The sequence below is a fragment of the Paenibacillus sp. CMM36 genome, from assembly GCF_053570945.1.
The window spans coordinates 122,987-145,005 of sequence record NZ_JBSEDY010000011.1 but is presented as its reverse complement, the minus strand read 5'-3'; the positions used below and the strand labels follow the sequence as shown (position 1 = coordinate 145,005).

The window sequence follows — 22,019 nt, the reverse complement described above, 5'->3', positions numbered from 1 at the left end:
CCCTCTTATTTTCGTAATGCTGAGCATTTTCATTTATTTACAGAAAGTGTAGCACTTCATTTTCATAATTTATCATCATAAAAAAACTTTTCTCTCATTCAATGATCTTGCTATATTCGATAAAAGCTGAATTGTATTCCTTATCTCATCTTCCGTAGTGTCTGGGTGAATTGCACAGATTCGGAGAACCGTTTTTCCATTAAGTTGTGTTGTAAGCACAGAGGCGTATCCGTTTGTCGTCATTTCTTGGGAGATCCTTCTATTCAGTGAATCTAATTCTTGCTCAGATAATCCAGTTGGCGCATATCGAAAGTTAACAATCGCTAACTTAGCGGGGGATACAATTTCCCAATGATTATGTTTTTTGATTTCATCTTCAGCCCATTCTGCGAGTTGAACTCCATGCTCTATGGCTTCACCGACAGCATTAGTTCCTAAAGCTTGTAGTGTCACCCATAGTTTCAAACTTCGAGCAGGCCGCGTTAATTCAGGACCCAGATCCCAATAATTAATATGTTCTTCATTAGTCTCGGCATCTTTCAAATATTCTGGATGTGTGCTGAAGCAGTTTCTGAGCTGTTGATTTTCTTTGGCTAAAACTACGCTACAGGAATATGTCTGCATTAACCATTTATGTGCATCCCAGGTAATGCTATCTGAACGCGATATTCCGCTCAAAAGGGGCTTATATTTCGAAGAGGCCAAAATCGATGCACCGTAAGCTCCATCCACGTGTAACCAAATATTATGTTTTTCACATAGGTCAGCAATATCGTTTAGCGGGTCAATGCTTCCTGTATTGGTTGTGCCTGCCGTGGCAATGATCGCAAAAGGTTTCATGCCAGTCGCCTGATCATCCATTATTTTTTTCTCTAAGGCTGAAACATCCATACGAAAATTTTTATCACTTGGAACCTTTCTGATTTGATCACTACGGAATCCGAGGATGCGTAGCCCTTTGGCGACCGATGAATGAGTTTGATCTGAAACATAAGCAGTTCCAATGGCATATTCCTGCTCGGATAACCTTGCATTGCGTGCAGCCGCTAAAGCGGTCAAATTCGACAGCGATCCGCCCGACAGAAATAAGCCTCCAGCAGTATTGGGATATCCTGCTTGGTCACACATCCACCGTATCACTTCCCCCTCTAAAAGGCTTGCGCTCGAACTCAGCATCCAGCTTCCGGCATGGGTATTATAGGCGCTAGTCATGATATCTCCTAACCACGAGTAAAGAGACATTGGACCAGGAACCAATGCGAAAAAGCGAGGGTGTTGCATGAAGGTTTGGTGAGGATAGACGTTTTTCCTCATTTCATCGACGACCTCTTGTATCGGTCTTCCTTTTTTCGGAAAACCAATTCCCCTTAAATGAGCTATTGTATCCCCATCTGCAGTGTTGATTACTTTTTGAGATCGAATGTTATTGTTTTCTGCTATAAATGAATGTATGAACTGCTCAATAATCTCACCTAATTGTTGATTTAGTTCTTGATTCATCATAAGCATCTCCTTTGTTTAACTTCAACCAAAGTATAATATAACATCTGTTGTCATATTGTGAGATTCACCGATTTCATCATTACGTTTATTTTTAGGCTCCACATGCAGACTATATTTATATGGCTCAGGTTTAATCCATATTCATGATGTTGAGTTCGTTTTATCAAGTTTATTTCTGCTGTTATGCTAAACCCATCCCGTAAACTCCAGTATAGACGCTTTCGCAGATTGCGCTTCAGATTGTGCCCCTTTACGCCATTCTTTTGGCGGCTTTCCCATAAGCCTGGAGAAGCAACGGTTGAAGCTGGAAATGGAGTGAAAACCGACTTGTTCGGAGATCGAAAGAATAGAATCCTCCGTGCTTTTTAACTGCTTGCAAGCCTCTTCGATTCGGGTGCTGTTTAGGAAATCGAGAGGCGACGTCCCCATAATTTCATGGAATTTTCTTCGAAAATGAGTTGTACTTAAATGGCACAGGTCGGCCAAAAAATCCATCGTAATGGGGTTCATATAGTTTTTCGTGATGTATTCCAAAACCGGAGAAATGACAAAATCGTTTTTCAGGCTATGCTCTGTTTCTTGATCTGCCAACAGTTCATTCCTGGAATGAATTCTAAGGAGTTCTATGTAAAGGGATAGCAATAAGCCATAGGCACTTTCCTGATAGTAAGGATTCTGCTGTTTTAATTCTTCTACGATCGAAGTTGCAAGTGTATAAACCTTGGGATACTGCTCCTTATTCAATATACAGTTTTTTCCCTTCACCACCCACAAATTTGGTTCGAAGTTGCTGTAAGCACTTTTAAATGAATGTTGAAAGAGATCCTCTGGTGAAAAAAAGATATAAGACCACAGACTGGCTGTATTTGGCGAACTATACGTGGTATGAGGAAGATACCTGGGGATGAAGGTCACATCGCCGGCTTTGAAGGGTACAGATTCTCCTTTGATCTCCATGACGCCGCTATCTGAATAGCATATACCAATCTCCAAATGGTTATGGAAATGGAGATGCTCACTTTTAATATCAGAAATCTTCCAACGTTCACCGCTTAATAGCAAGACAGGGAAATTTATGGGCAAGCTATAGTGTCGATATTCTATAACGGGCTTCTTTTTTCTGGGCATAATCAATACCCCCATGACTTTGGTTTTAACCAGCAGATATACATCAGGATTTTGCAAAATCCTCACATAAATGATTGGAAATGCGCAGTTTTGTTGCGAATATGCTTAGATGGAGACTATTTTACTGCGTACAATGGAATAAGTAAAGCGTTTTCAAATTAGTGACGAACAGCTCTCAAGCGCCTTTGGGGGCGTGTGCAAAAGAGAGGAGAACATAGATGCTTCAATTAACTTATGACAAGGAAGAGGTATTAAGAGTCATCGACAAAGTCGTCAGAAAAACCATGGCGATGGATTTGACGTGGGACTGGCCTTGCGGTGTGGCTTATTATGGTGTATCCAGAGCCTATACGAAAACAGGAAATAAAGAGTATTTGAATATGCTTGTGCAGTGGGCAGATGAATATATCGAGTTGGGTCTGCCACACTGGACGGTTAACACATGTGCTATGGGCCATATGCTGATCACGTTGTATGAAGAAACAGGAGATCCAAAATATTGGGATATTGTGATGAGCAAGGTGGATTACATCCAAAACAATGCTCTCCGGTTCGGAGACCATGTTTTGCAGCATACGGTATCCGTGGCTAATGATTTTCCAGAACAGGCATGGGCGGACACATTGTTTATGGCGGCATTTTTTCTGCTCCGTGTAGGAACCAAATTAAAGGATGAGGCCATGATCCAGGACGCCTTAAATCAATATTACTGGCATATCAAATACCTGCAAGACCCTAGTAGCGGTTTCTGGTACCATGGCTACAATAATGTCAAGCAGGATCACATGTCCGGATTTTTCTGGGGGAGAGCGAATGCTTGGGGAGCATATACCATGTCGCAAGTTAAAATTCATTTGAAAGACTGGTACTTGTATCCGCAGTGCATGGATGTGGAGTGTTCGCTTCGGGATCAACTGGCGGCACTGAAGGGTGTTCAAACGGAGAATGGTTTGTGGCGGACGGTACTGGATGACGAGGAGTCCTATGAAGAAGTGTCGGCATCTTGCGGTATCGCGGCGGCCATGATCAATAACGGCAATCCGCTGCATACCAAATACGTGCAAAAGGCATTGGAGGGCATCTTGAACCATATCAGCGAGGACGGACGGGTACTAGGTGTGTCGGGCGGCACAGCGGTCATGAAAGATCGGGATGGGTATCGCAATATTCCAAAGGACTGGATTCAGGGCTGGGGTCAAGGCCTGGCATTGGCCTTTCTGTCTGATATGTTGAATTAGGAGGGAAGCAAGTTGTCCAAACAAACTACGGGGAACTTTACACTACCGGGAGAATCCGGTTATGAGGCGCTGACCCTGAAATTAGCTGAACGGTGGGGTGCCGATGTCATCCGTGATAGTGACGGCACGCAATTGTCCGATGAGATTATTAACGCTGGGTACGGCATATATTCGACAATCTGTATCATCAGAGATCATAATGAGTGGGCGTCCCGTAATCTGGATAAGCTGCAGCAGTGTTTTTTAATTACAAATCCAAAGGTAGCTGTACAAGATTATGTGTCCATCTATCTGATGGAGGATTTTTTTGCTGAACAGTTCAAAGTGAATGATTCCAAAGAAGCGTTTAACTATTGGCAGGTTTTTGACAGAACGACCGGAGAGGAAGTTCCAAGAGAACAGTGGAATTATGAAAGGGAATCCGGAAACGTGGTCATTACCGGAATTGCTCCTTGGCATAAATACACGGTGAGCTTCATGGTCTACCGGATCTGGGAAGAGATTTCCATGTACAATCACACCACGAATCATTGGGACAAAGAGCATTTGATGCAGATAGATCCTATCTATGCAGAAACGCAACAGTATCTGCTGGATTGGATGGAAGATTGGTGTCTCCATCATAAGGAAACCACGGTTGTTCGGTTTACTTCCTTATTTTATAATTTCGCCTGGATCTGGGGCAGCGATGAGCGCAATCGCCATCTGTTCTCTGACTGGGGTTCATACGATTTTACGGTAAGTTCAAGAGCGCTTGATCTGTTTGCCAAGAAATACGGGTATTCGATGACTGCCGAGGATTTTGTGAATGGCGGGAAATACCGCGTCAGTCATATCCCGGCTGAGCAGCGCAAGCTGGATTGGATGGCATTTATCAATGATTTTGTAATCGAATTTGGCAAGAAATTAATTGATATTGTGCATAAGCACGACAAGCTGGCCTATGTGTTTTATGATGACAGTTGGGTTGGTATGGAGCCCTATAATGACCGTTTCCAAGAGCTTGGTTTTGACGGATTGATCAAATGTGTGTTCTCAGGTTATGAGGCGAGGCTGTGTTCAGGTGTGAAAGTGAATACGCATGAGATTCGGCTGCATCCATACTTATTTCCGGTTGGCTTAGGCGGGCTTCCTACCTTTATGGAGGGGGGCGACCCCACGCTGGATGCCAAAAAGTATTGGATTAATATCCGGCGCGCCTTGCTGCGGGAGCCTATTGACCGGATTGGATTGGGCGGATATTTGCACCTTGTAGAGCCTTACCCGGATTTTTGCGATTACATCGAAAAGATTGCCAATGAATTCAGAGAAATTAAAGAACTGCACCACGAAGGCAAACCCTATCATATGAAGACGAAGGTAGCTATTCTGCATAGCTGGGGAAAATTGAGATCGTGGACCTTGTCCGGACATTTCCATGAAACGTATATGCATGATTTGATTCATGTCAATGAAGCTTTATCTGGATTGCCGATTGAAGTGCAGTTCATTGACTTTGAAGATATCCGTCAGGGAATTCTACAGGATTGTGATGTAGTGATCAATGCCGGCTCTGCTGGTTCAGCATGGAGTGGTGGGGAGTACTGGAATGACAACAAGTGTGTGGACTTACTGACCCAATGGGTTTACGAAGGTGGTATCTTTATTGGCATCAATCAGCCTTCGGCGGTAGAAGGTCACGACAGCTTTTTTAGAATGGCGCATGTTCTCGGACTGGATGAGGATACAGGCTCCAGGGTAGGTCATGGAAGATGGACATATGAGGTTAGGGATGAGTATGGTTTGGTGCCTGAGGGGGCAAGTATAACGCCAAAGAATAGCATTTATCTTACGGATGGGTCAGCTGCGGTAGTGGAGGAAGCAAGTGGTATGATAACACTGTCTACACATGCCTTCGGTAAAGGAAAGGGAATTTACCTTCCTTCATTCGAATTCAGCTGGGAAAACACAAGGTTGTTGCTGAATATGATTCGCTTTGCAGGTAATGAGTTACATGAAACGAAGTACATTACGGATAACCTATATACAGAGTGTGCTTATTATCCAGAAAGTAAAATGTTGGTGGTTATTAACAATAGCGATCAACTTCAAAGAACGACGGTTGATACGGAATATGGCAAACAAACGATGGAATTAGATCCGTATGACACCATGATCACTCGTATTGGCTTAACAAAATCGGTATAGAAACGGAAAATAATAAGAGTAGCGGTGTCAAGCCCTCCTTTATTTAAGGAAGGGCTCTTTGTTTTAGCACCTCCAGAAAATCCAGCCAATTTACCGGGGATTTTGTCCATTCAAAAGTATCTACTCCATCATTAACTATAAGTAAAACAATGAAGGAGATGATTTCTTTGAGAAAGGCAACCTTAATGAAAATTAAAAATGCGGAAGCCAAGTTGGGAAGAAAGTTAAAAAAAAGAAGTCACGTGGTTATGAATCTTAAAAAAGCCATTCGTGTAACTCAACTTGGAGATGGATTTGCGCGTTTCACTTTCGCTGCGGTTACTATCCCCCCAAATAGCTTTAGAAGCACTACGATTAACGGTAACGCCTACAATCTGATTAGCGGTTCATGGATTTTCTCTGGAAATCAGCAAGGGTTTCTTCTCGATAACTATTCTGCGGCGGAAGACAGATGGTTCTTTACTGCATGGAATCCAACTGGATTCACAAGAACGGTCTCCTATGCTGTTATCGCCAAACGGAAGCCATAATTCAAATGTCATCGTTAGCAAGGAAAAGGAGCTTGATCCTTCTTTTCCTTGCTAAAAGGTAGAGGAAATGTTGAACAAACCTTCGATGATCTTATAATTTTTGATAGTGGTTCAAGAGATGCTCAACTTTTTCTTTAATAATCTGTTTTAAAGATTCAGGCTTCACAGATCGTACATAATGACCATATCTCATAAAATAATGAGCGATAAACTCTTCTTCTCCAGGATTATAGAATCCCTTAATGACTGTCTTATCACCATTTTCTATTTTCATAGAGGGATAATGTTCTTTATAGAAAATGTCCTTCGCTTGTTCTACAATCTCTACTTCAAAGTCAATGCTCTTCTCGGATTGATACATTTCTAATGAACGATTAAGGAGCTCATCTATAGAAAAGCCAGAATTGATGTCCTCTTCTTCTACAAAGGTGATTCGATCACATCTGAAAACTCTATATTTATTCGTATTTAACTCTATGCCAGTAGCATACCATTGACCAAACTTAGCGGAAATTTTGAAAAATTGAACATAGTAACTTTTATTCTGATTATTTTTTACATATTTAACTTTACAGGTGCTCTCATTAAGAATGCTTGTTAGAATTTTATCTAAATAACGACTAACATGAGTATGCTGATATATTTCAAATTGTAGAACCTTTTTCATTTTATGAATCTGGTTTATTTGTATTTTAGAAAGACAGTGTTCAAACTTTTCGTTTAGTTTATTAACACTTAAGTGAAAGGGGGTGGATTGATAAGCTTCTAACGTCAACATTGCAAAGTACAGTGCATATACTTCATCCATCGTAAAAATAATGGGGGATAACAATCTATTTTTTAAGATACCATATCGTCCATGTCTGCCATGTTCCGAAAAAATAGGCATACCTAATTGTTCTAATGAATGAATATCACGTAGAGCTGTACTTTTTGAAATATGGTATTTATCCATCAGGTCATTTAAATTAAAGAACTCTCGACTGTTTAAGTATCTGATCATATCATTTAATCTTTCTGATTTCTTCATCTAAACCTCCTTATAAAGGTGTCATGTTTTGATACCTTTTTATATGATAATAAGCTTAAGGGAATATATCAAATTCATAAGATATCTACCTGAGGATTTTACAAAATCCTGACTAAGATTATATATAAAGGAGATTGATACCATGAGTACAACACTGGAAGTAGCTATTTTCTTATCCATGAACGGAAAGGCAAAGGAAGCTATACATTTTTACAAAAAACACTTCAACGCAGAGGAATTGTTTCTGGTTACCTATCAAGACATGGCCCAACGTGACAGTTCCATACAGCTTACGGATAAAAATAAAAATTATATTGCTCATTCTGTCTTATCCATCGGAAAAACAAAAGTAATGATAGCAGAAGATACAATGAATCCCAGTGAAAAATATACAGTTGGTAATAACACTTCTTTATGTATTCAAAGTGCTAACTTAGAAGAAATTAAACATTTCTATCATAACCTAATTACAGATAATCGCGTGAAAATTATGGTGCCTTTATCTAATAATATGTTTAGCCAAGCTTACGGTATTATTGAAGACCCGTTCGGTATTCAAATACAATTAATGTTTGATAATCGATTATAATAAAAAGGTTGTTAAAAGCTAAAAAGCACAATAGCATGGTGAAAAGTGGATAATAATTGGACAGAAGTAAAAACTAAAAGGGGAAAATCCAAGATACCACAGCAGAAAAGGAGACACTATGACGGAGAAAAAAGAAATAGCAGATCAAATAGGGTGGAACTTCGATAACAGTTATTCTCGTCTGCCGGAATCCATGTTTACAAAGCTCAACCTAACTCCTGTCCGCTCACCAAAGCTGATTATACTTAATCATCCGTTGGCAGCATCACTGGGGCTGAACGGTACAGCGCTGCAAAGGAATGATGGCGTAACGGAGCTGGCCGGCAACCAGGTTCCAGATGGAGCCGCACCTCTTGCTCAAGCTTACGCAGGTCATCAATTCGGGCATTTTAACATGTTAGGAGACGGTCGTGCTCTGCTGCTTGGCGAACAGATCAATCCCTTGGGTGAACGGGTTGATATTCAGCTCAAGGGCTCTGGCAGAACGCCATACTCCCGTGGTGGTGACGGGCGTGCGGCACTTGGTCCGATGCTTCGTGAATACATCATTAGTGAGGCGATGCATGCGCTAGGTATTGCTACCACCCGCAGCTTGGCGGTGGTATCCACAGGTGAGACGATCATCCGGGAAACCGAGCAGCCCGGTGCCATTCTGACCCGTGTGGCTGCCAGTCATCTTCGCGTCGGAACTTTTCAATACGTCTCAGCATGGGGCACGTCCGAAGATCTCCGTGCTCTGGCTGATTATACATTGGAAAGACACTACCCGGAAGTTGCCAATGACGAAAACCGTTACCTTTCACTGCTTCAGGAAGTGATTAAGCGTCAGGCCGAGCTGATTGCCAAATGGCAGCTGGTTGGTTTTATTCACGGGGTGATGAACACCGACAATATGACCCTTAGCGGAGAAACCATTGATTATGGTCCTTGCGCCTTCATGGATACCTATGATCCTGAGACGGTATTCAGTTCCATCGACAGGCAGGGACGCTATGCTTATGCCAATCAGCCGCATATTGCTGCGTGGAATCTCGCGAGATTTGCTGAGACGCTCTTGCCACTGCTGCATGACAACAGGGAGCAGGCTGTCACACTGGCTGAGGATGCAATTTCAGATTTTGTAAAAATATTTCACCATCATTGGCTTGCAGGAATGCGAGCGAAGCTAGGGATCTTTAACGAAGAGCAGGAGGATGAATCTCTTATTGAGGATCTTCTGAATATCATGCAGAAGCATCGTGCTGACTACACCAATACCTTCCGTGCCCTAACTTTGGACAAGCTGGAGGATACGGTTCTGTTCAGCACTGAGGAATTCACCCAGTGGCACGAGCAGTGGCAGGCGAGACTGGGCAGACAGCAGGAATCCCAAGATTCATCGCATCAGCTGATGCGCAGCAGCAATCCTGCAATCATCCCGCGCAATCATCGGGTAGAAGAAGCACTGGAAGCTGCGGTGGAACGAGAAGACTACCGGGTGATGGAGCAGCTTCTTGAAGTTCTTTCGAACCCTTATGCTTATTCTGACGAACAGGCTATTTACTCTACATTGCCTGAGAAATCCAACTGCTCATACCGAACCTTTTGCGGTACCTAATGTAATGTAATCATGTTGAACAACTCGATGATAACCTATTTCATGCGTTGGTGGAGAAGATAGCCATTCTCTCACCAGCGCATTTTGTTTTTATTTTGGTAGGCTGCAACTAATTAATCCAGCTCTTGACCGTCATTTTCGATTTGTATGTGCCCGCAATAAAGACATTGATGCGTACAGTTCTGTGTAAGAGCAGGCTGGCCTTCGATGCGCATGTCGTTTTTTCCGTTCAGCCAAGGCATCGTAAGAACAGGAATACATGGAGCCTTTTTCACCCCATAAATATCGACCATCTCACTGGCTTGCACAGCCGGATTCAGCGGACTGGAGCAATTTCCAAAAGATTTTATGTTCACTCCAGGCACATAATCTCCAATATTCATCTGGGCTTTATTTTTGACATACACCCCGTGGCTAAAAGGGCGCTTCAAACGCGTAGGCTGTGTACCATAACTACAGCTTAAAATCGCACCTGCCACGACATAGCTTTTTTTCGCACCTGTTCCAGGCTGCACACTTGCTTCTTCCATACGGATTATTCCTCCTCATTAGCCATCTCCACTTTTTGCACACGGACACCTGTAAATGGACGACGCAGCAGACTTTCCGCTACCGCGAGATTGATATAGATATGTGCTTCCAACAAGCCGGCGATCCGAAATATAGAAGCTTCGATTTTCCCGTATTTAAGTACCAGTTGCTTCAAGGTATGGTCGGGATACCACTGGGTTTGTGAGGAAAGACAATCTACCACAGGTGGACGCAGTACCCAGTACACATCCTGCCTGGTTTGCTGGAAATCGGTAAGTATAGTGGCTTTCCATTCCAGTCCCGGCATATATTTTTCCAACAGGGCTTTCATGAAGTCTGAAACCAGCGGCAAAGGGAACTCCAGAAAATCAGGATATACGGTCCGTGGATCTGTATGTACTGCTAAAAATAGGGGAGTGTCCTCTGTCTGAAGGGTATGACCTGAAAGGAGTTCTTCCACCTGCAAGGGAGACAGGGAAGCAGGCTCCACCCGATACTTGACACGCTCGTCCACCATGAGTCGAAAATATCTCATTTACCCCCACTCTCCTTTACTCACTGTATCTGTTACCTGTGTAACCAGGGGTGCTTCTACAGCAGCAAGGCCAATAGCTTCGCTTAGTTGGTCATCTGTAAAGCTTGCCCGGTGTAGCTTTGCTCCTGTAAAGTTAGCTTTTACTAAACATGCACCTATAAACGAAGCGCCAGTAACATCGGCTCCTACAAAGCAGGCACCTGTTAGATCCGCGCCGTTAAATAAAGCTCTTTGCAGCGTGGCATCTTGGAAAGTAGCTCCTTGAAGCTGTGCATGTTGAAAACGAGCTCCCTGTAAATTAGCTCTTGTAAAATCCACTCCATCCAATCCTAGCGGTTCCCAATCCAGCCAAGCATCCGATCCATATTCGCTATTGCTTATAACTTCGTCCAGCACAGCCTTTTGCAGGGAACAACCACGGAAATCAGCTCCGTGAAGCAGGCTGTGCGAAAAGTCGGTTCCATCTAGCTGAGCTTCTTGCCATATCGTGCCTACGAGGATACAGTGATGCAATCGACTTTGTTGCATCCCAATCTGGCGAAAGACTGTATAGCGAAAATCCAAGGAACTATAATCTCCATCCGACAGTTGAACTTGAGATAGTGCATGGTAGCTGTAGGCCGATTCTTCTTTTTCCTCCAGCCAAGACTTTATGATGTTAGCATCCACGGGTCTTCGATCTTCCCGATACACAGAGACACTATGATCCATATACTCTCCGACGCGAATCTCAAAAGCTTCTTCACGATCCAACGCCTCAAACTCTGGTAGGTCGACTGCTTGCTTCATAGCCTGACGAACCAGACTAACGATCATCGTATGAAGATATCCCGCTGCTTCCAGCATGATCTGTTCCAATTCAAGTTCGGAAAGGGAGACTTGCTGCTTCAAAGTTTCAGCCCCAAGTTGTTCACGTAATTGAGTCCAATAGGGGAAAATCCAACTTGCATCGTACTCCAACTGAACGGGCTCAGCATCAAGCATCCATAAGGCATCCGTAGCTTCAACAAGATAAACGGGCTTCCCTTCAAGCCATGTGGTGCGCAGCATGGAGTAGGTGATGTAACCGATATGACCTTTACGATCTGTGAGTTGCTTTTGCCGAATCAGCTCACAAAAGGCGCGAAAATGTTCTACTATATGCTGTAATCGTTGTGTTTGTGTTGATGTACATTTCAACGCCCATTCTTTGCGAATGAGTGACCAAGCCTGTTGAAGGGCTGTTTGTTGCTGATCTAACACATCTGTTTGCTTTTCCATTGCTAATCATCCTTAATTCGACTTCACTTCGCTGCCTTTCATATCCGCTGACCCGCTTAATTCAATATGACTGCCGTTACAATCCATACGGAGCTGACTACCTGCGGACAGGCTCATCGTCTTTCCCGCAGACAGGCTGAGATTGCCTCCTGCCGAAATATTCACTTGCTTGCTGCTGGTGATATGAATGCCTTCTTTATCATCCAGTTTGATGTAAATAGCGCCGTCCTTGGCTGTAACGACCAGTTCATCTGGTCCCAGTCGAATTTCCTTGCCATGCGGGGTACGCCATATTTTCATTTGTGGATTGGAAAATTGGTTATGCGTACTCTTGCGATCTGCCCGTCTCACGGCACTACCTGCCACGCCATCTTCTTCCCGACTACCGGGGAAATAGAGGGAAACGGAATCGCCTTTTTCTGGCATGACGTACCAGCCGGTATGGCCACCGCCACTGTACACAGTAGAATAGTTGAACCAATGTGCCTTGCTTGCGTCCTGTTGTTCGTCACAATCCAGATGAATGCGCACCTGATCCTGACGTACGTCCAGCACAGTACCGCTTAATGAGGCTCCTGCCAGCTTATCCTGGTAGTAGCTTTTTTGCCGAAATCCCTGGTAAGAACCCAACACATACTGATGCCGCAGCAGTCCTTGACTCATGGCGGTGTAGGCTTCCATGACATACAAGTTATGCCCCTGAAAATTCAACTGAGCGCCCAAGTCGAGTACCTCATCTGTTTCTACCTCATAAAAAATAAAATCGTGTTCACTCAGTTTGGTCTGTTCATTCTCCTGAAAATAACGAAAAGGAAGCAATTGCTTACGTACGGTATAACGGGTATGATCCAGTATCGCCTGTGCAGGGCTGTCCTCAATACCAAAATAAAATTTGGGACTGTCAAAACGGGCTACAGGCATCAGACTCGTATGATAACGGGAGGCTATGCGTCTTAAAAAAGCCCAGTCTGTCTCCTGATACTGAATGGCAAGCCGCCCGATGGCTTCTCCGCCAGTAGCCCCGTCGATCACATCCAGTCCTTCATAGTCCTTACCTATGTGCTCCAGCATTTGAGGAATCGTCATTTTCGTATACTGAAAAGAGCGGGTACGCTGCTTGATGTCCATCCGGTACGTATGGGAAATAGCTTCCACTTCCAGATAGTACACACCTCGCACGACTTTTACCTCGACCGAGAGGGCAATCCCACTAAATAGCGGTTTGCTTACGCCAGACTCATCTTGTTGACTGACTTCAATGATGGTATTTTTTTCTGTCGTTTCCACGTAACTGTCTTGCAAGTCTTCGGGGATAACACCTGTAAAATAAAGCCGAGTATGCTCGTTAACTTTTTTCGTTAAGGTAAGCTCTTCTAGATCCATTTGTTCATAAGGGTGAATGTGAATTTGATCGTATCCCAGACTCATGGTGTAGTCATTCCTTTCTCATTTGTAGAATAGGTGGAGGGTGGAAGGACAGAAAGGGATTGAACCCAGTATTCTGCTACAGGTAACCAGATTTCGAGATCTACCTCCAGACAGCTAAAGGAACCTATGACAACTCGTCCATTGTGGATGAAGAATAGCATTTCGTTGTATAGATTACCGTCGATCCCCGCCGCCACAAAACGAATCTGCCCAACTGAAAGTCCGGAACCGTTGATAACCATTTCGGTACCTAACCAGTTGCGAATCGGTTGTACAGACCGTAAAATATCCGCCATTTGCTCTACAAAATCGGGCAGTTCTTCCGCTTCCAGGGCAGTATCTGTAGGATTAAAAGTGATATTGATAGTCTCCTCAGATGAGGTATAAATGACCTTTGGTCGATGCTCTGAAGGATATTTGATTATAGCTTGCTCCATTGGCATAGGAGTAAAGGACTTGGGAATGTAGAAACCAATTTCTCCGTGTAGTATTGTAATGGGCTCCAATGCGAGATAATCGTTTTCAATATGAAGTAGCTTTGTTTCTTCAAACATGGAACCGTCCTGTTCCGATTTCTGAGTTTGAGCTGGAATGGATTTCACATTATCGTTATTAGCTGTCTTCCGATCCACCATTTTAGCTTTGAGGCTAAGTATATGCTCGTCTAGATAGTTCATAGGAAGCCCCCTTTTAGGAAAAATACACGTTTGTACTTGAATATGTAAAGATGGGAGGAGATATTTAAGTACAGAACCAGCATATGTATTTATCGGTTAAAAGAGAGATTTAGTTTACAAAATGAACCATTCGTTGGGGGCTACATTGTTCGATTTTAAATTCTATTTCATTCCAAAACCCCTTTTTGCCGCAACAACTGGTTTGTAGTACTCCAAAGTAGGCGTTGCATCTTGCTATCCCCACCAGGATATGTCGGCACAATCGGCTTACCAGTGCCAACATTAAAATATCCACCTGTCACTTCTCGATATTGAGATTCTGTTGCTAAACGAATAATAATTTCTGCTCCTCTCCGTGGGTCTCCAATATGCAAAGCGTTCAATATTTTTGCAAGTACTGAAGAAAATCCCAACTCACGGCCAAGGCCAGTAACGTTAAATCCTGGATTAAGTGCGTTAACTACGATTCCGGTTCCATCCAGCTGACGTGCAAGTTCTTCTGTAAACATGATATTAAGAAGCTTGGTCTTTCCGTATATCTTAGATGAACCTCTTGCGGTAAATGCAGATGTATCTATTAAATCCTCCGGTAATTTTAATTCACCATGGTTGCGTGATGCTTCAGAAGCCACATTGACGATCCTAGCATTTGTGGATTCCATGAGTGAATTGAGTAGGGTATGCGTTAACAGCCACGGGGCAAGATAGTTTACGGCTATCATTTCTGCCAAACCCTCTAAGGTTATTCGCTGTTCAAATCCATGTAATCCAGCATTGTTCACTAATACATCAATCTTTGGATAATTAGCTTTAATTTCATCACCAATACGCCTGACATCTTTCATAAGAGACAAGTCCCCGAAAAAAAAGTCTACCTTTGTACTTGGCGCCAGATCTTTTAGAACATTTTTAGTCGTTTCAGCACGCTTTTCATTTCTGGCTGTTAAGACTAGATGCGCTCCGCGTTGGGCTAATTCAATTGCTACTAATTGTCCAAGACCGTTAGTAGCACCAGTGATTACAATAGTCGGGTATGTCGACATATACATCATCCTCCTAATTCTCGATCCAATTACATTCTTATTCATGCTTACGCTTTAAGGTTGTAGATGCTTTATACTGTAGATCTTCTGCTTGACACTTATCAAAGCCGAAAATATGATTGATATATATCAAGTATATGTATTTTGATTGATATATGTCAAATATATTCAAACTCATTCAAATAAGGTGGAGACATATGGATCATAAAACTCAACATTCAAATTCTACAAGAGAGCAATTAGAACTGAATCTTGGTGAACAACTTAATGCACTTATAAGCGCGTCACATGCACTCAATGTAAGAACAGCGGCACTTTTCGATCCATCATTACAACCTGCGGCTTTTCTGATCGTACGCTGCCTTCTTTCGTACGGTCCGGCAAGCGCTACATTTTTGGCGGAATCCACCGCTATGGATCGAAGCTCTGTCAGCCGACTTGTTACTCAGCTTAAACACTTGAATTATGTAAAAAGTGAAACTCACCCTGAGGATCGTCGGGGAGTGTTAATATCCCTGACAGCTAATGGTCGTGAAAAAGCCCTAGAAGCTTTAAAAGAAAAAGAAAATGAGTTTTATCAACGCATTTCAACATGGGAGGATTCCAAACTTGAAGCGTTTATTGATATGCTGAAGAGTTTTAACGGGCAAGAGCGCGAGGAGTAATGATTCGATATAAAGCATCGGATGATGAAAATAGGGGGCATTTCAAAAGTGAAAGAAAAAAATGTTAGGGAAATTAGGGGAACTGATTATCATGATATTTATTTGTTAAACCAAGACTTTAATCCCAATCTAGATCTATTTCCTGAAGTAAAAGTAAAAGGGAAGATTGAAAGGATTATAAAGGAATCAAAAGATATGATCTTTGTTTATGAAGAAAACAACGAGGTATTAGGATATATTCATGGAAGCCCACATGAATTACTTTTTTCTGAATCTTTGGTGAATATACTAGGATTTGTTGTTAAAGAAAAGTATAGAAATCAAGGTGTAGGTAGCATGTTGATTGAGCGTCTTGAACAGTGGGGAAAGTCCCATGGATTTTCCGGGATCAAACTGTTATCTCACCCAAGTCGGATACAGGCCCACAGGTTCTATGAACGACGTGGCTATATGTTTACCAAGGATCAGAAAAATTTTATAAAAAATCTTAAATAAATACATAGGCTTAATATCGTGATATTTATCATTGAAAAACTAGTTGTGTTTAGTACTCTAATGCATCGCATTAAATTGACCATTGTTCAGAAAACATGAATCACCTTCCTTTCCATTTCATGCCTAAATATGTCTGTTAATTAGCAGTTGTATTTAGGCGTTTTTTGTCATACAATGCATCTAATGCTACGGACTCGGTCTTAGAAACAGTAAGGTTTGGACGGTAAATAGGACGTGGTTTCCTTGTATATTTAAGAATCGTGGAACTACTTTGTAGTCGTTCACTCACGACCACGTCAGTCTGAAAAATTAATAATGTTTGGGGGCAGTTTTCCGGATCATTAGCGTTTGATGATGAACATATACGAAGGGGAGCGTTCTTTTGGAATCGAAACAATTAACGAGAGGGCTAAAGCCACGGCACGTTGAGTTGATTGCGCTTGGAGGCACGATTGGCGTCGGTTTGTTTATGGGGTCGGCAAGTACGATAAAATGGGCAGGTCCCTCAGTACTGTTGGCTTATCTCTTAGCTGGGATTATTATGTTTTTTGTCATGCGGATCATGGGGGAAATGCTGATTCTTGAACCGGTGACAGGCTCATTCGCTACATTTGCTCATAAATATATCAGCCCTTTAGCCGGTTTCTTGACCGCCTGGAGCTATTGGTTTTTATGGGTTACCGTAGGGATGGCAGAAGTCACTGCGATTGGGGTATATGTGGGCTACTGGTTCCCGGATATCCCGCAATGGTTGCCGGCTTTGGCAGGTGTAATTATTATTGCATTGGCCAATTTGGCGGCTGTGAAATTTTATGGGGAATTTGAGTTTTGGTTTGCGATGATTAAAATTGTCGCCATTATCTTCATGCTAGTAGTGGGTACGGGGATGATCTTCTTTGGCCTCGGTAACGGTGGACAACCGATAGGTCTATCCAATCTGTACAGCCAGGGCGGCTTCTTTGCAGGTGGTTTGAAAGGGTTTCTATTTGCACTCTGCATTGTAACAGCGGCTTACCAAGGGATAGAGATGGTGGGTATTACGGCAGGTGAAGCTGAAAATCCGAAAATGACACTGCGAAAAGCCATTAAAAACATCATCTGGCGTATTTTGATTTTTTATGTGGGTGCAATCTTTGTCATTGTTACAATTTATCCTTGGAACCAAATTGGAGAGATCGGTAGCCCATTTGTTCTGACTTTTGCCAAGGTAGGAATTGTGGCTGCTGCGGGTATCATTAACTTTGTTGTACTTACAGCTGCGATGTCTGGTTGTAACAGTGGTATTTACAGTGCGGGCAGAATGTTATATACATTGGCTAAGAACGGACAAGCTCCTAAGTTCTTTGGGAAAGTTTCTCCAAGCGGCGTCCCTAGAAATAGTATAATAACGACCATTTCCTTGCTACTGGTAGGGGTGTTATTTAACTATTTAATGCCTGATTCCAAACTGTTTCTGTATATTTACAGCGCCAGTGTTCTTCCAGGCATGGTACCGTGGTTTGCATTAGCCATCAGTCAATTTAAATTCAGGAAAAAGTGGAAGGATGAAATGAAGGATCACACCTTTAAATCTCGTTTTTTTCCAATCAGTAATTACATCACCATTGTCTTTTTGTTGCTTGTGATCGTTGGAATGTGGTTTAATCCAGACACACGCTTGTCGTTGATTGTCGGGGCAACATTCATGGCGATCGTCATTGTTGGATATTTTGTCTTTGGCATAGGAAAGCGGCAGAGAATTGAAGAATTAGAGGAAAACTAAAAGATTGCTAAATACGTAACATTTGCCGAGCGCAATTCAGATGACCTGAGTTCGCTCGGCTTTTCTTTTACATGACGAGGGAGGGGCTATGGAAAGGTTGTTACTGAGGTATAGAACCGTGTGGTTATCCAGTTCGCACTACAAGTGTAAATACAAATACAAAAAAAGTGAGAACGAAAATGGAGAAGTTGATTATTGCCATACTCTTACGGTTAGCCTTAAACTCTGTAATTCCCGAAAATAAAAATATAAACCCTAGAAAAAATTGTGAGACTTTGTACAAATCCTCGTAGGTGTTTGGGTATGCGAGTGATAAAGAGGAAGAGATCATAACAACTACAGCAAATATTAAAGTGAGGATTTTGTAAATATCCATTTTCTTAAACATAGATAAGTTCCACCTTCCTATTTATTCCTAATGTATTATATTCTAAGGGTGGAATCTTTGGATTACAAATAAATACAAAAAGAGGAAATGGACAATAGGATGGTACACAGAATAAAGTGAAGGTGTCCCAAGTAATACTTTGGGGACACCTTCACAATTAAAATCACTTGTACAACTTATGATTTACATAGCTTACATTGTGCTAATGTCAATCACGAATCTATACTTCACATCAGAAGCTAACACTCGTTTGTAGGCTTCGTCAATCTGGTCGGCCGAAATTACTTCAATTTTAGGAACAATATTGTGTTTTGCACAAAAATCCAACATTTCCTGTGTCTCACGGATGCCTCCTATCATTGAACCAGCAAATGAACGGCGATGTCCGATAAGGGACATCACATTTAGTGACAACGGCTCCCCAGGGGCACCGACATTCACCAAAGTTCCGTCTAGATTGAGTAGTGCAAAATAAGCATCCATATCGATGGCAGCACTTACCGTGTTAATGATCAAATCAAAGTGCCCAGCAAGTTTTTTAAATGTTTCTGGTTCGCTTGTAGCATAATAGTGGTCCGCACCAAATTGCAAGCCATCATCTTTTTTCTTTAATGTTTGGGATAGAACGGTTACCTCAGCACCCATAGCATGTGCAATCTTGATAGCCATATGACCAAGGCCTCCCATTCCCACAACGGCCACTTTTTTATCTGGACCAGCACCCCAGCGGTTCAACGGTGAATAAGTCGTAATACCTGCACAAAGTAATGGAGCAGCCACGTCAAGCTCAATGTTATCTGGAATTTTCACTACAAAATCCTCAGTTACGACAATGTGGGTAGAATATCCGCCTTGTGTAGGCTCGCCGTATTTGTCAACACCAGCATAGGTAGGGACATTTCCTTTAAGGCAGTATTGTTCCTCTCCTTTACGACAGTTCTCACATTCGCCACAGGAATCAACCATACAGCCAACCCCTACCCGGTCACCAACGCTGTACTTTGTAACCTCAGATCCTACCTCCGTGACAATCCCTGCAATTTCATGTCCAGGTACGAGAGGGTAGTTCACTGGGCCCCATTCGCCGTGAGCAGTGTGGATGTCAGAATGGCATATGCCGGCATATTTAATTTCAATCAGAACATCGTGTGAATCAAGATCCCGTCGTTTAATTTCAGCCGATCGAAACGGTTTGTCTGGGCCATCGACAGCTCGTGCTTTAGCAGTTATCATAAATAGCCTCCAATTATTTTTATTTTTCAAGAGAATGCAGTTATATCGGTATAAATTGAAAACTAGCTGAAGTCGGTTGAAGTTCCCCTTCATTCATTTCCATTTATACTTTTTCTCTTGCAAATCAATGTTAATCCTTATAGTTAACTCTAAGTCAAGCGCAGGTTTATAAGCGTCTATTCAGTAATGTTGTTTTCTTGCTAATTATATTTCGTTAGATAGCATCTGATTCTACTTTTCCTATAAGGGGACTTTGACATTCTACAAATACCTTGATAGAATCCCCCTTATATCATAGAGTTAACTCGAAGTCTATGTCATTAAGAATAGGAGATACATGATGAAGACGTATTCTATCAGCGAAGTTGCAAAAGAATTGAATCTTACAGCATACGCTTTGCGTTACTACGACAAAGAGGGACTTATGCCTTTTGTAGAACGGACATCTAGCGGAACAAGATTATTTAAAGAATCCGATATCGACGCTTTAAAAATAATTGAATGTCTAAAATCCACCGGGATGCCGATCAAAGAAATTAAAAATTTCATTGATTGGTGTTCTGGTGGGGATTCCACACTACAACAAAGATATGACATGTTTATGGAACGAAAAGCAACTGTAGAAGCACAAATGGAAGAACTTAAAAAAACAATGGAAGTTATTGAACATAAATGCTCATATTACAAAACTGCATTGGATGCCGGAACGGAAAATATTCATAAAAACAATAAAATAGGGAGTCTCATTACTAACTAATAGATAAGCATCTGTAATTCATCCATTTCTATATGAATTACAGGTGCTTTCGTTTGTAATATTCGATTTACTACAACCTACTGATTTAAAACAGCACGATCGGTTTTAGAAAACTAGGAACCAAATATGATGTAACTTGAACAGGCAGGAGTAGTACCGAGGATCAAGTATTCCGAAAGTCAACGGGCAATTTGCCCATTATGTAGGTTGAGAGCCACGACTTTAGTTCAGAAAACAACGAATTACTATAGAATCATCGAAGATAATCAGGAGTATGGTCCAGTATTCTCTCATTTTTATTTTTGATAAGATTAATTCCATATTATTGAAGTCTACTATCAAACCACGAAAGAATGATACATAAGGAAATGAGGAAGATACTGATGAAGGCAAAAGCGTATATTATTTTGTTGACTGCTGTAATAAGTTTAACTGCTATGCTGACCGCATGCGGTGACTCCAAGAAGCAAATTGAAGGTGAATCTACGACTGGAGCAGCAACGGCAACCACTACGACTACCCAGAATGCCAAGGCGGACAATGCGGAACAGGCTGGTGTGGATGGTGTTGTGAGCAATACTACAGACCAAGCTACAAAAAGTAATGGAAAGACGTATTCCGACGTGGCTAAAGAAGCAGCGAAACCCGATCAGCCAGCAGGACAAATAGGGTTAAATACGACGCAGGAGCAGCTTCTTACCTTTGCCGATCGTTATGGACTGGTACGAGTGCAGGATCATCCGATTCGGCGGGTTTCCGATCCAACTGGGAAACATGTAAACATTGCAAATTACAGTGATTCTGTCGTGAATTTATATACAGAAGAACCCATCCACCTGAATACAGATGAATTTATTCATGAAGCTTATAATTTTTTTACAGAGGGAGTTGCTCCAGGTGAGTCCTACAAGAAGTGGGAGGAAACCTCTAATACTGAAAGAGGACTCGTCAAAATGCTCTATTTGTCACGAGAGGGACTTCATATTTTAGAAGAAGCGATGAAGACGCATGATTATTCTAGTCCATCGGTCCAAAATACGCTGGGATTTTTTAAGGTTGCCTCGAAATTTGAGTCTATGATGCCTGTTGCCCAGACACCTACAGACATCAGCTTGTACGATATGTACGATCAACGCGTTAAGCCCGAGTGGAAGAAACTAAGTGACATTAAAAACCCTGCCGCGAATGAAAAAGCCTTCGCTGCGGCCTATCAAAAAGCAAGAGATGAGACCAATAATCTTATGGGGCTATTAAACATTATGGTGTCTACAGAAATGGAAAAACGTCTCAAAGCTGCAACCGATCAGTAAAACACAGGCAAATAGTAAATTATCAAGGACATAATTTATCCACACTTTCTTCTAATATTTAACTGTCGATAGATTTATTGAAAAGCTATAATGCTAATGATGATTTGAGTGTACTTGGAGAAAAGAGGTTGAG

Annotated in this window: 20 protein-coding genes; 10 read left to right on the top strand and 10 right to left on the bottom strand. The window is 42.1% G+C overall.

Annotated elements, in window-relative coordinates; all coding sequences use genetic code 11:
• Positions 1 to 75: 75 nt before the first annotated feature.
• Together ACWA2B_RS20275 and ACWA2B_RS20270 are read right to left on the bottom strand one after the other, a co-directional pair.
• A complete protein-coding gene (locus ACWA2B_RS20275) occupies positions 76 to 1,500 on the bottom strand; it encodes a pyridoxal phosphate-dependent decarboxylase family protein (RefSeq protein WP_238796277.1) in 1,425 nt (474 codons plus the stop codon).
• A 189-nt stretch (positions 1,501 to 1,689) separates the two neighbouring features.
• Positions 1,690 to 2,631 (bottom strand): AraC family transcriptional regulator, encoded by a 942-nt coding sequence (locus tag ACWA2B_RS20270; RefSeq protein ID WP_069012887.1) that lies wholly within the window; start codon positions 2,629 to 2,631, stop codon positions 1,690 to 1,692.
• Between the two features lie 218 nt (positions 2,632 to 2,849).
• On the opposite strand from ACWA2B_RS20270, the gene ACWA2B_RS20265 reads away from it, so the two are divergent.
• From ACWA2B_RS20265 to ACWA2B_RS20255, 3 genes are all read left to right on the top strand, one after another.
• A complete protein-coding gene (locus ACWA2B_RS20265) occupies positions 2,850 to 3,869 on the top strand; it encodes a glycoside hydrolase family 88/105 protein (protein ID WP_449292573.1) in 1,020 nt (339 codons plus the stop codon).
• A 12-nt stretch (positions 3,870 to 3,881) separates the two neighbouring features.
• Entirely contained in the window at positions 3,882 to 6,056 is a 2,175-nt protein-coding gene (gene gnpA, locus ACWA2B_RS20260; protein WP_449292572.1) for a 1,3-beta-galactosyl-N-acetylhexosamine phosphorylase, read from the top strand.
• A 158-nt stretch (positions 6,057 to 6,214) separates the two neighbouring features.
• Positions 6,215 to 6,586 (top strand): hypothetical protein, encoded by a 372-nt coding sequence (locus ACWA2B_RS20255; protein WP_238437976.1) that lies wholly within the window; start codon positions 6,215 to 6,217, stop codon positions 6,584 to 6,586.
• Between the two features lie 91 nt (positions 6,587 to 6,677).
• Here the strand turns inward: ACWA2B_RS20255 and ACWA2B_RS20250 are convergent, their stop codons facing one another.
• Entirely contained in the window at positions 6,678 to 7,616 is a 939-nt protein-coding gene (locus ACWA2B_RS20250) for a helix-turn-helix transcriptional regulator (RefSeq protein WP_449292571.1), read from the bottom strand.
• A gap of 142 nt (positions 7,617 to 7,758) precedes the next feature.
• Here ACWA2B_RS20250 and ACWA2B_RS20245 point away from each other — a divergent pair, with 142 nt between their 5' ends.
• Both ACWA2B_RS20245 and ACWA2B_RS20240 read left to right on the top strand, forming a co-directional pair.
• Positions 7,759 to 8,205 (top strand): VOC family protein, encoded by a 447-nt coding sequence (locus tag ACWA2B_RS20245; protein WP_449292570.1) that lies wholly within the window; start codon positions 7,759 to 7,761, stop codon positions 8,203 to 8,205.
• A gap of 118 nt (positions 8,206 to 8,323) precedes the next feature.
• On the top strand, positions 8,324 to 9,802 hold the full coding sequence (locus tag ACWA2B_RS20240; protein ID WP_449292569.1) for a protein adenylyltransferase SelO: 1,479 nt from the start codon (positions 8,324 to 8,326) through the stop codon (positions 9,800 to 9,802).
• A 113-nt stretch (positions 9,803 to 9,915) separates the two neighbouring features.
• Here the strand turns inward: ACWA2B_RS20240 and ACWA2B_RS20235 are convergent, their stop codons facing one another.
• The 6 genes from ACWA2B_RS20235 to ACWA2B_RS20210 form a co-directional block, all read right to left on the bottom strand.
• Positions 9,916 to 10,332 (bottom strand): DUF4280 domain-containing protein, encoded by a 417-nt coding sequence (locus tag ACWA2B_RS20235; RefSeq protein ID WP_449292568.1) that lies wholly within the window; start codon positions 10,330 to 10,332, stop codon positions 9,916 to 9,918.
• Between the two features lie 5 nt (positions 10,333 to 10,337).
• Positions 10,338 to 10,868, bottom strand: a complete 531-nt coding sequence (locus ACWA2B_RS20230) for a hypothetical protein (protein WP_449292567.1) — start codon at positions 10,866 to 10,868, stop codon at positions 10,338 to 10,340.
• Positions 10,869 to 12,128 carry a pentapeptide repeat-containing protein gene (locus ACWA2B_RS20225; RefSeq protein ID WP_449292566.1) on the bottom strand — a complete coding sequence of 420 codons (1,260 nt, stop codon included), beginning with the start codon at positions 12,126 to 12,128 and terminating at the stop codon, positions 10,869 to 10,871.
• Between the two features lie 12 nt (positions 12,129 to 12,140).
• The gene (locus tag ACWA2B_RS20220; RefSeq protein WP_449292565.1) at positions 12,141 to 13,556 is read right to left on the bottom strand and encodes a phage baseplate assembly protein V; all 1,416 of its coding nucleotides are present in this window, start codon (positions 13,554 to 13,556) and stop codon (positions 12,141 to 12,143) included.
• On the bottom strand, positions 13,553 to 14,233 hold the full coding sequence (locus tag ACWA2B_RS20215; RefSeq protein WP_039272430.1) for a hypothetical protein: 681 nt from the start codon (positions 14,231 to 14,233) through the stop codon (positions 13,553 to 13,555). Before ACWA2B_RS20215 ends, ACWA2B_RS20220 begins: the two co-directional genes overlap by 4 nt.
• A 167-nt stretch (positions 14,234 to 14,400) precedes the next feature.
• Positions 14,401 to 15,276 carry an SDR family NAD(P)-dependent oxidoreductase gene (locus ACWA2B_RS20210; RefSeq protein WP_449292564.1) on the bottom strand — a complete coding sequence of 292 codons (876 nt, stop codon included), beginning with the start codon at positions 15,274 to 15,276 and terminating at the stop codon, positions 14,401 to 14,403.
• Between the two features lie 197 nt (positions 15,277 to 15,473).
• Here ACWA2B_RS20210 and ACWA2B_RS20205 point away from each other — a divergent pair, with 197 nt between their 5' ends.
• The 3 genes from ACWA2B_RS20205 (at position 15,474) to ACWA2B_RS20195 (ending at position 18,198) form a co-directional block, all read left to right on the top strand.
• On the top strand, positions 15,474 to 15,941 hold the full coding sequence (locus tag ACWA2B_RS20205; protein ID WP_039272432.1) for a MarR family winged helix-turn-helix transcriptional regulator: 468 nt from the start codon (positions 15,474 to 15,476) through the stop codon (positions 15,939 to 15,941).
• Positions 15,942 to 15,989: 48 nt separating this feature from the next.
• Positions 15,990 to 16,436 carry a GNAT family N-acetyltransferase gene (locus ACWA2B_RS20200; protein WP_341071688.1) on the top strand — a complete coding sequence of 149 codons (447 nt, stop codon included), beginning with the start codon at positions 15,990 to 15,992 and terminating at the stop codon, positions 16,434 to 16,436.
• Between the two features lie 382 nt (positions 16,437 to 16,818).
• On the top strand, positions 16,819 to 18,198 hold the full coding sequence (locus ACWA2B_RS20195) for an amino acid permease (RefSeq protein WP_061831603.1): 1,380 nt from the start codon (positions 16,819 to 16,821) through the stop codon (positions 18,196 to 18,198).
• 580 nt (positions 18,199 to 18,778) lie between these two features.
• On the opposite strand, the gene ACWA2B_RS20190 is transcribed toward ACWA2B_RS20195, so the two are convergent.
• Positions 18,779 to 19,819, bottom strand: coding sequence for an NAD(P)-dependent alcohol dehydrogenase (locus tag ACWA2B_RS20190; protein ID WP_029517093.1), 1,041 nt, complete (start codon positions 19,817 to 19,819; stop codon positions 18,779 to 18,781).
• A gap of 340 nt (positions 19,820 to 20,159) precedes the next feature.
• Between ACWA2B_RS20190 and ACWA2B_RS20185 the strand changes: the two genes are divergently transcribed.
• Together ACWA2B_RS20185 and ACWA2B_RS20180 are read left to right on the top strand one after the other, a co-directional pair.
• Positions 20,160 to 20,576 (top strand): MerR family transcriptional regulator, encoded by a 417-nt coding sequence (locus ACWA2B_RS20185; RefSeq protein ID WP_029517092.1) that lies wholly within the window; start codon positions 20,160 to 20,162, stop codon positions 20,574 to 20,576.
• Positions 20,577 to 20,959: 383 nt separating this feature from the next.
• Positions 20,960 to 21,886: a hypothetical protein gene (locus ACWA2B_RS20180; RefSeq protein ID WP_165149971.1), complete on the top strand. Its 927-nt coding sequence runs from the start codon at positions 20,960 to 20,962 to the stop codon at positions 21,884 to 21,886.
• The last annotated feature ends 133 nt before the right edge of the window (positions 21,887 to 22,019 follow it).

Bases quoted from the DNA above. Each gene is read 5' to 3' on its own strand.
- ACWA2B_RS20275 (WP_238796277.1), bottom strand. From the start codon at position 1,500: ATGAATCAAGAACTAAATCAACAATTAGGTGAGATTATTGAGCAGTTC.
- ACWA2B_RS20270 (WP_069012887.1), bottom strand. From the start codon at position 2,631: ATGCCCAGAAAAAAGAAGCCCGTTATAGAATATCGACACTATAGCTTG.
- ACWA2B_RS20265 (WP_449292573.1), top strand. From the start codon at position 2,850: ATGCTTCAATTAACTTATGACAAGGAAGAGGTATTAAGAGTCATCGAC.
- ACWA2B_RS20255 (WP_238437976.1), top strand. From the start codon at position 6,215: ATGATTTCTTTGAGAAAGGCAACCTTAATGAAAATTAAAAATGCGGAA.
- ACWA2B_RS20250 (WP_449292571.1), bottom strand. From the start codon at position 7,616: ATGAAGAAATCAGAAAGATTAAATGATATGATCAGATACTTAAACAGT.
- ACWA2B_RS20245 (WP_449292570.1), top strand. From the start codon at position 7,759: ATGAGTACAACACTGGAAGTAGCTATTTTCTTATCCATGAACGGAAAG.
- ACWA2B_RS20240 (WP_449292569.1), top strand. From the start codon at position 8,324: ATGACGGAGAAAAAAGAAATAGCAGATCAAATAGGGTGGAACTTCGAT.
- ACWA2B_RS20235 (WP_449292568.1), bottom strand. From the start codon at position 10,332: ATGGAAGAAGCAAGTGTGCAGCCTGGAACAGGTGCGAAAAAAAGCTAT.
- ACWA2B_RS20230 (WP_449292567.1), bottom strand. From the start codon at position 10,868: ATGAGATATTTTCGACTCATGGTGGACGAGCGTGTCAAGTATCGGGTG.
- ACWA2B_RS20225 (WP_449292566.1), bottom strand. From the start codon at position 12,128: ATGGAAAAGCAAACAGATGTGTTAGATCAGCAACAAACAGCCCTTCAA.
- ACWA2B_RS20220 (WP_449292565.1), bottom strand. From the start codon at position 13,556: ATGAGTCTGGGATACGATCAAATTCACATTCACCCTTATGAACAAATG.
- ACWA2B_RS20215 (WP_039272430.1), bottom strand. From the start codon at position 14,233: ATGAACTATCTAGACGAGCATATACTTAGCCTCAAAGCTAAAATGGTG.
- ACWA2B_RS20210 (WP_449292564.1), bottom strand. From the start codon at position 15,276: ATGTCGACATACCCGACTATTGTAATCACTGGTGCTACTAACGGTCTT.
- ACWA2B_RS20205 (WP_039272432.1), top strand. From the start codon at position 15,474: ATGGATCATAAAACTCAACATTCAAATTCTACAAGAGAGCAATTAGAA.
- ACWA2B_RS20190 (WP_029517093.1), bottom strand. From the start codon at position 19,819: ATGATAACTGCTAAAGCACGAGCTGTCGATGGCCCAGACAAACCGTTT.
- ACWA2B_RS20185 (WP_029517092.1), top strand. From the start codon at position 20,160: ATGAAGACGTATTCTATCAGCGAAGTTGCAAAAGAATTGAATCTTACA.
- ACWA2B_RS20180 (WP_165149971.1), top strand. From the start codon at position 20,960: ATGAAGGCAAAAGCGTATATTATTTTGTTGACTGCTGTAATAAGTTTA.